This window comes from Lelliottia sp. RWM.1 (assembly GCF_016859735.1).
In the GTDB taxonomy this organism is placed as follows: Bacteria; Pseudomonadota; Gammaproteobacteria; order Enterobacterales; family Enterobacteriaceae; genus Enterobacter.
In genome coordinates this window covers 20,179-32,929 of record NZ_WLVC01000048.1, presented here as the reverse complement: position 1 = coordinate 32,929, position 12,751 = coordinate 20,179, and the positions used below count along the sequence as shown (strand labels likewise).

Below are 12,751 nucleotides of genomic sequence, written 5' to 3'. Positions count from 1 at the left end.
TGGTTTTGTCATGTGAGTCACCTCTGGTTGAGAGTTTACTCACTTAGTCGCGTGTCCACTATTGCTGGGTAAGATCAAAGAGGCTGCCTTATGGCTACTACCCCAACCCTTTCTTTTTCTGAACATCACGGAAAATTTACCCAACAGTTAATTTCCCATCCGCTTCCATCTACGGCGGATCTTTTTGAAGTCGCAGATTTCTGCACAGCATTTGCAAGTGTGCTTGTCGAAACGCACGATGTTGCAGAACGCAATGCCTTATGTGGGCGATTACTGAATGCGCTAATGCATATGGAAGATCTTTGCGAAAATGATCTGCCTGTACATTTAATCGACCAGCTTTCCGCGAAAGAAATACCAGCTTCCACTATGCCTGATTGTTGGCAGGAAACAGATATTCCCGTTTCTTATGCAATTGCTCTCACACAGGCTTTGCTTGGTAATAATCTGCCGGAGCCAGCCGCAAAAGCATTAACCGGGCTTTTGCATGATCTCGTCTACCTGCTGGCTGATTATGTGAAGGAACCTTACATTCCTCATCATTAATCATTCTGTTAACCCGGTAAATTGGGCGGCAGGTATTCAAGCCTGCCGCCCACTCGTCTCCAGCAACAACTCCCTTAGCCACACCTGCGCTGGGTTACGGTGCGTACGTCCGTGCCAGGCCATGCTTTTGGTAAATCCGGCTACCTGAACAGGCGTGTCACACACAAACATTCCCGTTCGGTTTTCCGCCATCCTCTCCGGTACAACGGCAATCATATCGCTGATCGCCAGCACCTCCGGCAGCACTAAAAAGCTGCTTACGGACAGTCCCACATGCCGCGCTCGCCCAATTGTGGCCAGTGCGTCGTCAGTTACGCCGTGAAAACTCTCGCCCTCATAAGAAACCAGCACATGCTCCAGGGCGCAAAAGCGATCGAGCGTCAGCGGTTTTCCTGCGTCTGGGTGATCGGCGCGCATCATGCAGACGTACCGTTCATCGTAAAGTGCGCGGCTGTGGAGTTCATTGGGCGTGGTGTGCGGCGTCAGCAGGGCGAGGTCGATTTTCCCCTGCTCAAGCTGGGTGACGAGGCGCTCCGGCTCTACCGGCACTACGCGCACCCGGATGTGCGGGGCTTGCACTTTAAGCGCGGCGATAAACGGCACAATCACCGCGCGCAGGGCGTAGTCGGTAGCGGCAAGAGTAAAGGCCAGGTTTGCCGTGAGCGGATCAAATGCTACGGGCTGCAACAGGAGGTCGATATCCGCCAGAATGCGTTTTACCGGAGCCGCCAGTCCTTCCGCACGAGTGGTGGGCACAATGCCGTGTGGCACACGAATAAACAACGGGTCGTCGAAGTAGTCCCGCAGACGGTTAAGCATGCCGCTAACCGCAGGTTGGGTCAGGGCAAGACGTGCTGCTGCGCGGGTGACGCTGCGTTCATCCAGCAATGCGTCCAGTGTTTTCAGTAAGTTAAGATCCAGCGTGCGGAGATCGGCTTTCATGTCGTTATTCCACCTTTTTTCAGTTCACTATTATGGTGTTGCCTGCTGTCGACGCTCTGCGTTTCCCGCTATGATGAGCGGCTAATTTAAGGAGAGTGCATGGTCTGGATAATGCTAGCTACCCTCGCGGTGGTGTTCGTGGTCGGATTTCGTATCCTGACGTCTGATTCCCGCCGGGCGATCAAACGATTAAGCGAGCGTCTGGGGATCACCCCGGTTCCGGTGGAGTCGATGATCGACCAGTTTGGTAAAACGCCAGGCAATGAGTTTATCCGCTACCTTGAGCGTCCGGACGAAGCCCATCTGCAAAACGCCGCGCAGGTGCTGCTGATCTGGCAGGTCTGTATTGTCGACGGCAGTGAAGAGAATCTGCACACCTGGCATCGACTGTTACGTAAAGCCCGCCTCGCCGCACCTGTCACCGATGCACAAATCCGCCTGACGCTCGGTTTTATGCGCGAAATGGACCCTGATCCGCAGGAGCTAAATGCCTTCCAGCTCCGTTACAACCAACTTTTTCTGCCTGAAGATGGTGTCTTCTTTTTACACTGATATCACGAATCGTGATGAAGGGTATAAAGTATCGTCATTAGATTTATACCACTCCCGGGCGCAACATCACCTCATCAAACAACACGACGAGGTGAACCATGAAACAAGCCGCCATTATCTGGCCGAATGACTATCTGCCAGGCACAACCGATAACTTTGCATCGAACGAAATTATTGTTGCAGGGCTAACCGCCCGCGAGGTGTGGGCGCAGCTTAACGACACCACTTTGTGGCCGGGCTACTACCGCAACGCTGAAGACATTCGTTTCCACGACGGTAGCGGACCCGAACTGAGCGCGAACGCTCGCTTTCGCTTCACCACCTTTGGCTTCCCGGTTGATGCGCAGGTGACAGAATATGTTCCGCCTGTTGACGGTGAAGCGGCGCGTATTGCCTGGCATGGCTGGGTCGAAGGTGATGCGAACGCACGTCTTGACGTTATCCACGCCTGGCTGTTTGACGATTTGCCAGGTAACCGCGTGCGTATCCTGACTCAGGAGTCCCAGAAAGGTGTTCCGGCGCAGGAATTAGCGCGTACTGTGCCAAACCCGATGATTAACGGACATCAGGCGTGGATCGTTGGGCTGGCGAATGCAGCGATGAAAGAAAAGTTGTCAAAACGTTAAATTCGTCACACTTATGATGATAAACTGCGCGACTTTTCCGCACGTTTTTATCCTCAGGTGACGCCATGACAGAACATATCCAGCCCACAACCAGACCGCAGACCAAAGAGGTTTCACGCCCTAACTGGTCGGCGGTTTTCTCCGTGGCATTCTGCGTTGCCTGCCTGATTACCGTTGAATTTCTGCCGGTGAGCCTGCTGACGCCCATGGCGCAGGATTTGGGCATTTCAGAAGGTGTGGCGGGTCAGTCCGTTACGGTGACCGCATTTGTGGCGATGTTTGCCAGTCTGTTTATTACCCAGGTGATTGGCACTGTCGATCGCCGCAAAGTGGTTATCCTTTTCAGCGTACTGCTGACGCTCTCCTGCCTGCTGGTCTCTTTTGCCAATAACTTCACGCTGTTGCTGCTCGGTCGGGCGTGCCTGGGACTGGGATTAGGTGGCTTCTGGGCGATGTCCGCGTCGCTCACCATGCGCCTCGTTCCTGCGCGGACTGTACCAAAAGCCCTGTCCGTCATCTTTGGCGCGGTCTCTATTGCACTGGTGATTGCCGCGCCGTTGGGCAGTTTCCTCGGCGGGATTATAGGCTGGCGTAACGTCTTTAACGCGGCGGCGGTGATGGGGTTCCTCTGTATTATCTGGGTGTGGAAAGCGCTGCCGTCCCTGCCGGGAGAAGCCGCGCATCACAAACAGAACATGTTTAGTCTGCTGAAACGTCCCGGCGTACTGGCGGGCATGAGCGCCATCTTTATGGCCTTTGCCGGGCAATTTGCCTTCTTCACTTATATTCGCCCGGTGTTTATGACCATGGCGGGTTTTGATGTCGACGGCCTGACGCTGGTGCTGCTGAGTTTCGGTATTGCCAGTTTTGTCGGCACATCGTTGTCATCCCAGTTCCTGAAACATTCCCTGAAAGTGGCTCTGGCGGGGGCGCCGTTAGTGCTGGCGATCAGTGCCGCGGTGCTGGTGCTGTGGGGCAGCGATAAGTGGGTGGCGTCCGCTATCGCGATTATCTGGGGCTTTGCGTTCGCCCTTGTGCCGGTGGGTTGGTCAACGTGGATCACCCGATCGCTTGCCGATCAGGCGGAAAAAGCCGGGTCGATTCAGGTGGCAGTGATCCAGCTCGCGAACACCTGCGGTGCGGCGGTGGGGGGGGTAGCGCTAGACCATATTGGGCTTACGTCACCGCTGGTGATTTCCGGTACGCTGATGCTGCTGACGGCGCTGCTGGTGGCGGGTAAGGTTAAAGCAAAGTAGTGGCTTTCTCCCTCTCCCGTGGGAGAGGGGCGGGGTGAGGGCATCAGGCTACGCCGATGTCTGAACCCGTCTTCTCGAATCCATCGAAATCAACACCACTGACGACACAATCAGCAGCGTGCCCAGCCAGTCCGGCAGGGTGAACGCCACGCCCAGCAGAATCACCGACAGCAACGCGCTACTCAGCGGCTCGGCACAGCTCAGAATGCTCGCCTTCGGCCCGCCAATCATCTGCGCACCTTTCAGATACAGACTGAATGTCAGTGCAGTACCGATGACCACCAGATAGAAGAATGCCAGCAGCAGACTACCGTCGATCACAAAGGTCGTGCCACGTCCGGCGTAGAACGGCGTGAGCATGAGTCCTGCCAGCAACATGCTCCAGCCAACAATCGGTAGCGTGCCGTAGCGGGCAATCAGCGCGGAAGGGTAGGTGGTATAAAACGCTGCCGCAAAAGCCGAAGCAATGCCGAAGAAAAGCGCCGCTGGTGAAATAGAGAGCGAGGTTGGGTCGCCATGGGTTACCAGTAAAAATGTCCCGATGAGCGACGTTAAAATTGCAGACAGTACAAAAATGCCTGGCCGTTTTTTACGGGCCAGCGCAAACCACGCCACGATAATCGTCGGAGAGAGGAATTGCAGGACGGTAGCGGTGGCTGCATTGGATTTTTCAATCGTCAGCAGGAAGGTGAGCTGTACGGTCAGTGCGCCGACGAGCGAGAAAATCAGCAGGCTAATGGCATCTTTGCGGTTTTTGATGACCGAGAAAATCTTGTCGCCGTGAACGAAGGAGAGTGTCAGCAAAATCACGCCGGTAAACAGCAGGCGGATCATGGTCAGGTAAGGCGACGAAATATGGCTTTTCTCCATGATGTACTGCGCACAAACCCCTGAACTTCCCCATAAAACGGCGGCGATCAGGACGTTCAGCATCCCTTTACGTGTGGAACCCATGTACTCCCCTGCTATCTGTTGTCGTTAATTCGGTCAACAGCATAGCATGATAGCGAGCGACCTGATGTTCTCACCCTGGCTCTCTCCCACGGGGAGAGAGGGCAAACACTCAAAACGGCAACGCAACGTTGCCGTTTTGCTTTTACCTTAGAACCACGCCTCCCACATCGCGCCAACGTTGAAATCGTCGAGCGTCTGGTCGTCAGTGCCGTTCACACGTGCAGTATGTGCGTTATCCACTTTGCCGCCGGTGACGTAGAAGCGCAGCATTGGACGGAATTCCGGGCCCATGGCGATAGAGACGTTTTGTGACAGCGTCAGCTTCCAGCCTTTGTTATCGCCGCCGTTGTCATAGTCAACGTGCTGCCAGCCCGCTTCCAGCCAGGTGGAGTGGACGTCGTTCCACCAGTGCATCGGACGTACAATGGCATTGTAGTTTTTGCGATTTTCGCTCTTATCACGGCTGTTGTCGTAGTCGTGGAAGGCGAGGATGTACTCCACCTGCGTCTGCGGGGTGAATTTATGCAGCCCTTCGAAGCTGGCGTATACCGTGGTCAGATCCTCGGTTTTGTTGAATACGCTGTTGTCCGAGTTATCTGAGTAACGGGCAATTACCTTGTTCACGCCGCTGTCGTTGGTATGGCTCAGCACCACGCCGCCCTGCCAGGCATTCAGACGTTCGTCGCTCTCAACCGCTTTTGAGTCAAAGCCGTAGTTGGCGTATAGCTCCAGATCCAGTGGCCCAATTTTCATGCCGTGGATTTTAGAGGTAGCCGCGTAGTTGCCTTTGTCGCCAGTGCCGGAACCACCGGTACAGGTAATGCGTGACGGGTTCGCTTCGTCTTCCATCACTTCTGGGCTACAGGATTCGACGGCGGCAACGGTGGCGACATCAAATTGCACGCCGCCGATGTCAAAGTTTTTCACCCCGGCGCCCTGGCCGTCGTGGTTCATCCAGAAGTAGTCGTTGATGCCCTGTTGTGGACGCTGGTGGAAGTCACGCCCCGCCCAGAAATAGGCATTCCGGTTGGACTCCAGCAGGTTAGTCACACCCGCGTAGGCTTTTTTCAGGTTAACTTCGTCGCCCCAGTGGTCAATCATCACGTTGATATCCCAGATCGCACCATTGTCGCCTTTGAACACTTTGGAGAGCTGGAATTCGCCACCGTTGCCTTCGTTACCCAGACGGCCAATAGCGGATGCGCCGTTGTAGGAGCCGTCTACAGCCACATATTTCTGATCGGCTGCCTGGAAGTGCGCACCGTAGCGGGCATAGCCAGTGAATTTAATACCAAATGGAATTGCCATATCCGGAGATTGCGCCGCACTTTGTGGCTCGGTGACGACGTCGGCTTTTTTCGCGACCGCAGCATCCATTTTTGCCTGGCGGTCTGCGAGGGCTTTATCCACCGCTTTGGCCACAATGGCGTCGATTTGCTCCTGCGTGAATTCTTGCGCAAATACAGAAATAGGGCAAAGCGCGGCGATAACCGCCATTGTTAATGGAAGTTTTTTTATCATGTTCATGGTTATCTCAATATAGTTTAATTTTATTCAGACAATAACCACCCGGTTCCGATCTGACAGAATATGTCGCTATCATCAGAACAAGTTGATTTATATTTTATAGGTACAGAGGTTCTACATTAACGTTACGATTTCTCCATATATTATCTCTGGTAAAGATGAATAATCTCTTCGGATAATTCACGGGCTAACAGTGAATTCATTAAATGATCCTGGGCGTGCACCATAATTAACGTCATCGGCTGGCGGGCTTCGCCTGCATCCTGCTCAATCAGTTTGGTTTGCATATGGTGCGCGTGCCGCGCGTAGCCATCCGCTTCACGCAGCAGGTTTTTTGCTTCATCAAGGTTGCCCTGACGCGCAGCGTGCAGGGCTTCAAAGCACAGGCTACGCGACTGGCCGGCGTTGACGATAATTTCCATTACAGCTTCTTCTAATGCGATCATGATGGATTACTCTCTGTCAAAACTGTTATTCAACGAGGTGGCTGAAAACCACTCTCCGCTTTTTTTGATGGTGCGCTTTTGCGTATTTAAATCGAGCTGGATAAAGCCATAACGATTTTTGTACGCATTACACCACGACCAGTTATCAATAAATGTCCACATATGATAACCCAGGCAATTACAGCCTTCGCTAATACCTTTGTGCAGCCAGGTTAAATGCCCGGAAATAAAATCAATGCGGTATTGATCGTTTATCTGACCATTTTCAATAAAGCGCTGCTCATTTTCGACACCCATGCCGTTTTCAGAAATAAAACAACGCGGGTTGCCGTAATTGTCGCGCAGGTTGACCAGAATATCGTAAATACCCGGCTCATAAATTTCCCAGCCACGGTACGGGTTCATCTTACGACCCGGCATGTCGTAGTTATCAAAGAACCACTCCGGCATAAAGGGTGCTTGCGGGTTGACCGCACTATCACGACATTTCACACGACGCGGCTGATAATAATTAATGCCGAGCAGGTCGATTTTCCCTTCCGCAATCAGGGCACTATCCTCTGGCTGACAGGCCGGTAGCTGACCGTAAGCGTTCAGCAACGTCACCAAATCTGCCGGATATTCACCGCGTAACACCGGATCAAGGAAGCTGCGGTTAAACATCAGATCTGCAATGTGTGCAGCCTTCATATCTGCCGGGTTCTGCGAACGCGGGTAGGACGGTGTCAGGTTCAGGACAATACCAATTTCACCGGCATAATGCCCGGCACGGAATGCGCGAACGGCCTGCGCATGTGCCAGTACGGTGTGATATGCCACGCTTGCCGCACGATGAAAATCCACGACGTTGGGATAATGGAAGTCATACAGATATCCCCCTTCCACCGGAACAATCGGCTCGTTGAAGGTAAACCAGTGCATCACTCGATCACCAAAAAGCTCGAAGCAGATTTGCGCATAGCGGGCATACGCATTCACAACCTCACGATTTTCCCAGCCACCGATCTCCTGCATGACCATCGGCATATCGAAGTGGAACAGAGTGATAAACGGCGTGATGCCCTGTTCAATCAGCTCGTCGATAACCTGGTTGTAGAAGTCGACCGCTTCCGGGTTCACTTTCCCCGTTCCGTCAGGGATCAACCGTGCCCAGCTAATCGACGTGCGGAAACTGTTGTGATTCAACTGCTTCAGAAGCTGAATGTCCGCTTTCCAGTGCTGGTAAAACGTGGAGGTATTCTGCGGCCCCACACCCTGATGAAAACGGTTTGGTTCTTTATCGAACCAGTGATCCCAGGTGGTCAGTCCTTTACCGCCCCCCTGGCTTTCCCCTTCGGTTTGCAGGGCAGAGCTTGCGCTGCCCCACCAGAAGTTTTCGGGAAATGAGTATTTCATGACGCTTCCTCTTTGACTTATTAACTCGCTGTTTCAGCGGAACCCACGGTTGCCTGGGCTTTTTGCTCTTCGTTTTTCATCAACGAACGCTCATAAGCGCGCAGGAATGGCAGGTACATCAGCGCTGACATCACCATACAAATCACACACATAACGACCGGACTGAACGCCCAGTTTGCCGCCCAGGATGCCCCGATAGGTGCTGGCGTGGTCCACGGTGTGAGGGAAACAACCTGTGCCAGCCAGCCAAGTTTAGTGGCGGCGTAGGCCAGGCAGGCGTTCACCAGCGGAACACACACGAACGGGATAAACAGCATCGGGTTCATGATGATTGGTGCACCGAACAGAATCGGTTCGTTGATGTTAAAGAAGCTCGGTACAACCCCCATCTTGCCAATGGTACGCAGGTGCGCCACGCGGCTACGCAGCAGCAGGAAAGCCAGTGGCAGTGTAGAACCGACGCCACCAATCAGCAGATAGTGATCCCAGAATCCTTGCAGATAGACGTGTGGCAGGGCAGCGCCCGCCGCCAGTGCCGCCTGGTTTGCTGACAGGTTTGCCATCCAGAAAGGGTTCATGATCCCGGTGACAATCAGCGAGCCGTGGATACCGGCGAACCAGAAGATCTGGCACAGCAGCACGGAGAGCAGAATCGCAGGCAGGGAGTCAGACGCGGAAACCAGCGGCTCCAACAGGTGCATAATCGCCTGCGGGATGATCATTCCGGTTTGTGCTTCGATGAACAGGTTAAGCGGGTGCAGCGTACCGATCACCACCATCACCGGGATCAAGATTTCAAAGGAGCGTGCCACGCCGGTAGGGACTTCTTTTGGCAGACGAATGGTGACTTTGTTCTCCTTCAGCCACGCGTAAACGCGGGTGGAGTAAATTGCCGTAATCAACGCGGTAAAGATCCCCTGGCCCGACAGATACTGGGTGGAGATTTTGCCGTCGGCATATGGCGCGGCTACCAGCAGGAAGGCCATAAAGGCCAGCAGGCCAGACATCACCGGATCGAGATTAAACTGACGACCCAGGCTCGCCCCAATTCCCACCGAGATAAAGAACGTCATCACACCCATGCTGAGATTAAACGGAAGCATCAGCTGTTCACGGTAGGTCTGGGAGAAATCCAGCCAGCCGCGAGCGAAGCTGTTGGTGGTATCCGCAGAGAACGGTGGGAAGATGAACACCAGCATAAACGAGCCGATGATCATAAACGGCAGTGCGGCGGTAAAGCCGTCACGGATCGCAATCACATACTTTTGCTGGCCGAGCTTAGCCGCCAGCGGGGTAATGGACTGCTCAATAACGGCAACCATTGATTGATATAACGAACTCATGAGAACACCCTTTAGTGTGCCGCTTCGATGAGCGACAGAGCATAGTCCAGTACTTTATCGCCACGCTGCATGCCGTAATCCATCATATCGATGGCTTGTACGGGGATGCCTTGCGTCGCCGCCTTATCTGACAGTGTCTGTAACATGTATTTCACTTGTGGTCCGAGAAGTACCACCTGGTATTGCGGAAACTGCGTATCAAATTCGGCAACACCATAGGCATCAATCGTGACCGGTAAACCGCGTTCTTCCGCGACTTCAACCATTTTCCTCACCAGCAGGCTGGTGGACATCCCGGCAGAGCAGCACAGCATAATCTTGAACATCGACAACCATCCTCAAAATGTAAAAAGTTATTGCGAGGCTGATTGGACATCATACGGAAACCGGTTTCCATTTATAAAAGACAGAAGTGTGACAACCATCAAGATCCTAGTCTTGTAGGGCTTGTTACCACGATCTGTGTCACGGTATTTCGCATTTTCGGCATCAAATTGAGTCGAAATGGAAAATCGGTTTCCATGAAAAACGGAAACGGATATACTCCGTACTGGCTATAATCTGAGCCGAAGCGGTTATGGAATTTACAGGTGCGCAGTGTTGCCTGTCAGGGGAGAGAGATGTCTACAATCAACGATGTATCACGTCTGGCCGGGGTGTCCAAAGCCACGGTATCACGGGTGTTGAGTGGGTCACGCGGGGTGAAAGAAGCCAGCCGTCAGGCCGTACTGAAAGCGGTGGATGAGCTGAATTATCGGCCTAACGTGATTGCGCAGTCGCTGTTGAGTCAGTCTACCGGCTGTATCGGGGTGATTTGCGCGCAGGATAATATTAACCAGACCACTGGTTATCTGTATGCACTGGAAAAGCACCTCAGCCAGCATCAAAAACACTTGCTGCTTCGTTTTGCGAACACTAAAGCTGAAGTGATGCACGCCCTTGAAGAACTCTCCTGTGGATTGTGCGACGACATCCTGGTGATTGGCGCGCGTTTCCCGCTGAATATCGACCAGGAAAACGTCATTCTGGTGGACTGCATGGCCTCCGATAACCCCAACAGCATTCAGTACGATCATGCTTTTGCGGCAGAAACGGCCTGTAACTACCTGACCAGCCAGGGACGACGCCAGATTGCACTGATCCATCCACACGGCAGCGGTTTCGCCGACCAGGTACTGCTGGGTTACAAACACGCGCTGGAGAAAAATTTCCTGCCCTTTAACCGCAACCTGGTCTTTATGGATGCTACGTCCTCGTCCGTTGCATTGCAGGAACTGCTTAACAACGCCACCACGCTGAACTTCAACGCGCTGCTGGTGGCTGATGAGCAGGAAGCCCAGCGGGTGATCCCACAATTGCAGGCATTTAATAAATCGGTTCCGGACGACATTATGGTCTTTAGCCTGGCCGGATCGCTGCACCTGCCGGGCATCCCGGTGATCCCGGCAATTGAATACTCAATGGACGCGATGGCGGCACGCATTGTGGCCTGGCTGAATGAGAAAACGCAGATGCTGGGTTCATATGTTCTGCGTGGGGATTTGATTATCCCGGATATACGTAAGCGTTAAAAAAACAGCGTGAAGCATGCTTCACGCTTAATAATCTTCCATACAATCTACCTGCCCAATGGCGGACCAGTAGTTATCCAGGTTGTCACGCTGTATGGCGGTAATGGCGTTTTTCACCAGCAGCTTATTTGCTTCTGAAGACATGATCATCGCCTGCCATTCTTTGTCGGTTTGTTTGCCCTGAGGTGTGCAGGTTTTCTTAATATCTTTTAGCACCTGTTGTTTAAGTTGTTCATATTTCGCCGGGTCTTGCGTCTCCTGAGCATGGACGAAAGCAGCGAAAAGCAGGCAAACGATCAGGCAAAAAAGGTGTGCAGATTTCATTGAAACCCCCGTTAAAAATCACATGTCTTCCCCTGAAATATATCGTTACATTCACCAAAGCGATTCAAGCCGAAAGTATGAATTTACTCATTCCCGCGTATGAGAACCGATCAGCAGAGCGATGCTATAGCTCACCATCACCGCAAGGCTCATTTTCAGCATAGTTTCTCCGCCAATCCCGGCAAGGGGCGTGGCGATCCCGCCGAATAAAAACATCAACATCCCGAGAATAGCTGACGCGGTTCCTGACTCGCGGGATTCAACCGCGCTCATGGCTTCAGAACCCGCGATGGTGCTGATTCCGCTGTTGAAGGCGACGGTAAAAAAGAGCGCGATCAGCGCAAGCGCTGAGAGGTGCATCCATGCAAAGAGCAGTGTGAGCGCTGCGGTGGCCACGGCCAGCACCAGGCCCATTTGCATTAACCCTTCCGGCGGATGGCGACGTGCCAGACGTGAGAAAATCAGAGCGGAGATAATTAACCCAATCCCGTTGACGCCAAACAGCAGGCTGAACTGCATTGCACTCAGGCCATACTCATTTTGCAGGACAAACGAGGATGCGCCGATATAGGAAAACAGCCCTGCCAGCATGAAGGCCTGAATCAGGCAGTAGCGTGTGAAACGGCGATTTTTGAGTACCGTTTTCGTCGTTTGAATCAGCGAACCGCCGCTGTTTTTTTCAGTCAGTGATTCACGAATAAACAGCTGACTGGCAATCAATAGTACCAGCCCTGCTCCTGCCATCACCCAGAACAGCATCCGCCAGTCGAACGTGGAGGAGATATAGCCGCCCAATACCGGCGAAACCACGGGCGCGATGCCGTTCACCGTCATCAGCAGGGCGAAAAACTGCGTCAGCATTGTGCCGTGATAGTTATCGCGAGCGATTGAACGAGCCAGTACAGAGCCGCCAGCACCGGCCACGCCTTGTACAAATCGCCAGCCGATCAGAGCATAAATATTCTGTGTGGTGGCACACAGTACAGAGGCTACCACAAAGAGCAGCAACGACAGTAACAGCGGTAACTTTCGCCCGATACGGTCGCTCAGCGGGCCAAAAAAGAGCTGCCCCAGACCCAGACCAATCAGCGCCGAGGTCAGCGAAAGCTGAGTCAGCGTGGTGGAGGTTTGCAGATGCGCGGTGATCTCCGGTAATGCCGGAAGATAAAAATCAGAACAGAGCGGCCCGATGGCCGTCAGCAGGCCAAGTATGGCTGCGAAGGAGAAGGAGAGTTTTGCCATGGGATTACCTCTTACAGGCCGGGCGTG

At 53.2% G+C, this 12,751-nt stretch carries 14 protein-coding genes; 5 read left to right on the top strand and 9 right to left on the bottom strand.

What is annotated here, in order from left to right:
* Positions 1–90 precede the first annotated feature (90 nt).
* Positions 91–546, top strand: coding sequence for a hypothetical protein (locus GF617_RS22935; protein WP_203452507.1), 456 nt, complete (start codon positions 91–93; stop codon positions 544–546).
* Between the two features lie 36 nt (positions 547–582).
* Here the strand turns inward: GF617_RS22935 and GF617_RS22930 are convergent, their stop codons facing one another.
* The gene (locus GF617_RS22930) at positions 583–1,488 is read right to left on the bottom strand and encodes a LysR family transcriptional regulator (RefSeq protein ID WP_203452506.1); all 906 of its coding nucleotides are present in this window, start codon (positions 1,486–1,488) and stop codon (positions 583–585) included.
* A 99-nt stretch (positions 1,489–1,587) separates the two neighbouring features.
* Between GF617_RS22930 and GF617_RS22925 the strand changes: the two genes are divergently transcribed.
* From GF617_RS22925 to nepI, 3 genes are all read left to right on the top strand, one after another.
* A complete protein-coding gene (locus GF617_RS22925; protein WP_181621645.1) occupies positions 1,588–2,040 on the top strand; it encodes a DUF1198 domain-containing protein in 453 nt (150 codons plus the stop codon).
* A gap of 98 nt (positions 2,041–2,138) precedes the next feature.
* Positions 2,139–2,666, top strand: a complete 528-nt coding sequence (locus GF617_RS22920) for an SRPBCC domain-containing protein (protein WP_181621646.1) — start codon at positions 2,139–2,141, stop codon at positions 2,664–2,666.
* Positions 2,667–2,731: 65 nt separating this feature from the next.
* Positions 2,732–3,922 (top strand): purine ribonucleoside efflux pump NepI, encoded by a 1,191-nt coding sequence (gene nepI, locus GF617_RS22915; protein WP_181621647.1) that lies wholly within the window; start codon positions 2,732–2,734, stop codon positions 3,920–3,922.
* A gap of 48 nt (positions 3,923–3,970) precedes the next feature.
* On the opposite strand, the gene GF617_RS22910 is transcribed toward nepI, so the two are convergent.
* The 6 genes from GF617_RS22910 to GF617_RS22885 form a co-directional block, all read right to left on the bottom strand.
* Positions 3,971–4,876 (bottom strand): DMT family transporter, encoded by a 906-nt coding sequence (locus tag GF617_RS22910; RefSeq protein WP_181621648.1) that lies wholly within the window; start codon positions 4,874–4,876, stop codon positions 3,971–3,973.
* Positions 4,877–5,023: 147 nt separating this feature from the next.
* Complete coding sequence (locus tag GF617_RS22905; RefSeq protein ID WP_203452505.1) at positions 5,024–6,403, bottom strand: carbohydrate porin; 1,380 nt, start codon at positions 6,401–6,403, stop codon at positions 5,024–5,026.
* A gap of 143 nt (positions 6,404–6,546) precedes the next feature.
* A complete protein-coding gene (locus GF617_RS22900) occupies positions 6,547–6,849 on the bottom strand; it encodes a PTS lactose/cellobiose transporter subunit IIA (protein WP_181621650.1) in 303 nt (100 codons plus the stop codon).
* Between the two features lie 6 nt (positions 6,850–6,855).
* Complete coding sequence (locus GF617_RS22895) at positions 6,856–8,244, bottom strand: glycoside hydrolase family 1 protein (RefSeq protein WP_203452504.1); 1,389 nt, start codon at positions 8,242–8,244, stop codon at positions 6,856–6,858.
* 20 nt (positions 8,245–8,264) lie between these two features.
* Positions 8,265–9,587, bottom strand: coding sequence for a PTS sugar transporter subunit IIC (locus GF617_RS22890; protein ID WP_181621652.1), 1,323 nt, complete (start codon positions 9,585–9,587; stop codon positions 8,265–8,267).
* Positions 9,588–9,598: 11 nt separating this feature from the next.
* Positions 9,599–9,913 carry a PTS sugar transporter subunit IIB gene (locus GF617_RS22885; protein WP_181621653.1) on the bottom strand — a complete coding sequence of 105 codons (315 nt, stop codon included), beginning with the start codon at positions 9,911–9,913 and terminating at the stop codon, positions 9,599–9,601.
* Between the two features lie 294 nt (positions 9,914–10,207).
* Here GF617_RS22885 and GF617_RS22880 point away from each other — a divergent pair, with 294 nt between their 5' ends.
* Positions 10,208–11,158, top strand: a complete 951-nt coding sequence (locus GF617_RS22880; protein WP_203452503.1) for a LacI family DNA-binding transcriptional regulator — start codon at positions 10,208–10,210, stop codon at positions 11,156–11,158.
* A 27-nt stretch (positions 11,159–11,185) separates the two neighbouring features.
* Here the strand turns inward: GF617_RS22880 and GF617_RS22875 are convergent, their stop codons facing one another.
* Together GF617_RS22875 and GF617_RS22870 are read right to left on the bottom strand one after the other, a co-directional pair.
* A complete protein-coding gene (locus GF617_RS22875; RefSeq protein WP_203452502.1) occupies positions 11,186–11,482 on the bottom strand; it encodes a YicS family protein in 297 nt (98 codons plus the stop codon).
* Between the two features lie 87 nt (positions 11,483–11,569).
* The gene (locus tag GF617_RS22870) at positions 11,570–12,724 is read right to left on the bottom strand and encodes a multidrug effflux MFS transporter (RefSeq protein WP_181621656.1); all 1,155 of its coding nucleotides are present in this window, start codon (positions 12,722–12,724) and stop codon (positions 11,570–11,572) included.
* Positions 12,725–12,751 lie beyond the last annotated feature (27 nt).

Coding starts and splice junctions, on each gene's coding strand:
- GF617_RS22935 (WP_203452507.1), top strand. CDS start 91: ATGGCTACTACCCCAACCCTTTCTTTTTCTGAACATCACGGAAAATTT.
- GF617_RS22930 (WP_203452506.1), bottom strand. CDS start 1,488: ATGAAAGCCGATCTCCGCACGCTGGATCTTAACTTACTGAAAACACTG.
- GF617_RS22925 (WP_181621645.1), top strand. CDS start 1,588: ATGGTCTGGATAATGCTAGCTACCCTCGCGGTGGTGTTCGTGGTCGGA.
- GF617_RS22920 (WP_181621646.1), top strand. CDS start 2,139: ATGAAACAAGCCGCCATTATCTGGCCGAATGACTATCTGCCAGGCACA.
- nepI (WP_181621647.1), top strand. CDS start 2,732: ATGACAGAACATATCCAGCCCACAACCAGACCGCAGACCAAAGAGGTT.
- GF617_RS22910 (WP_181621648.1), bottom strand. CDS start 4,876: ATGGGTTCCACACGTAAAGGGATGCTGAACGTCCTGATCGCCGCCGTT.
- GF617_RS22905 (WP_203452505.1), bottom strand. CDS start 6,403: ATGAACATGATAAAAAAACTTCCATTAACAATGGCGGTTATCGCCGCG.
- GF617_RS22900 (WP_181621650.1), bottom strand. CDS start 6,849: ATGATCGCATTAGAAGAAGCTGTAATGGAAATTATCGTCAACGCCGGC.
- GF617_RS22895 (WP_203452504.1), bottom strand. CDS start 8,244: ATGAAATACTCATTTCCCGAAAACTTCTGGTGGGGCAGCGCAAGCTCT.
- GF617_RS22890 (WP_181621652.1), bottom strand. CDS start 9,587: ATGAGTTCGTTATATCAATCAATGGTTGCCGTTATTGAGCAGTCCATT.
- GF617_RS22885 (WP_181621653.1), bottom strand. CDS start 9,913: ATGTTCAAGATTATGCTGTGCTGCTCTGCCGGGATGTCCACCAGCCTG.
- GF617_RS22880 (WP_203452503.1), top strand. CDS start 10,208: ATGTCTACAATCAACGATGTATCACGTCTGGCCGGGGTGTCCAAAGCC.
- GF617_RS22875 (WP_203452502.1), bottom strand. CDS start 11,482: ATGAAATCTGCACACCTTTTTTGCCTGATCGTTTGCCTGCTTTTCGCT.
- GF617_RS22870 (WP_181621656.1), bottom strand. CDS start 12,724: ATGGCAAAACTCTCCTTCTCCTTCGCAGCCATACTTGGCCTGCTGACG.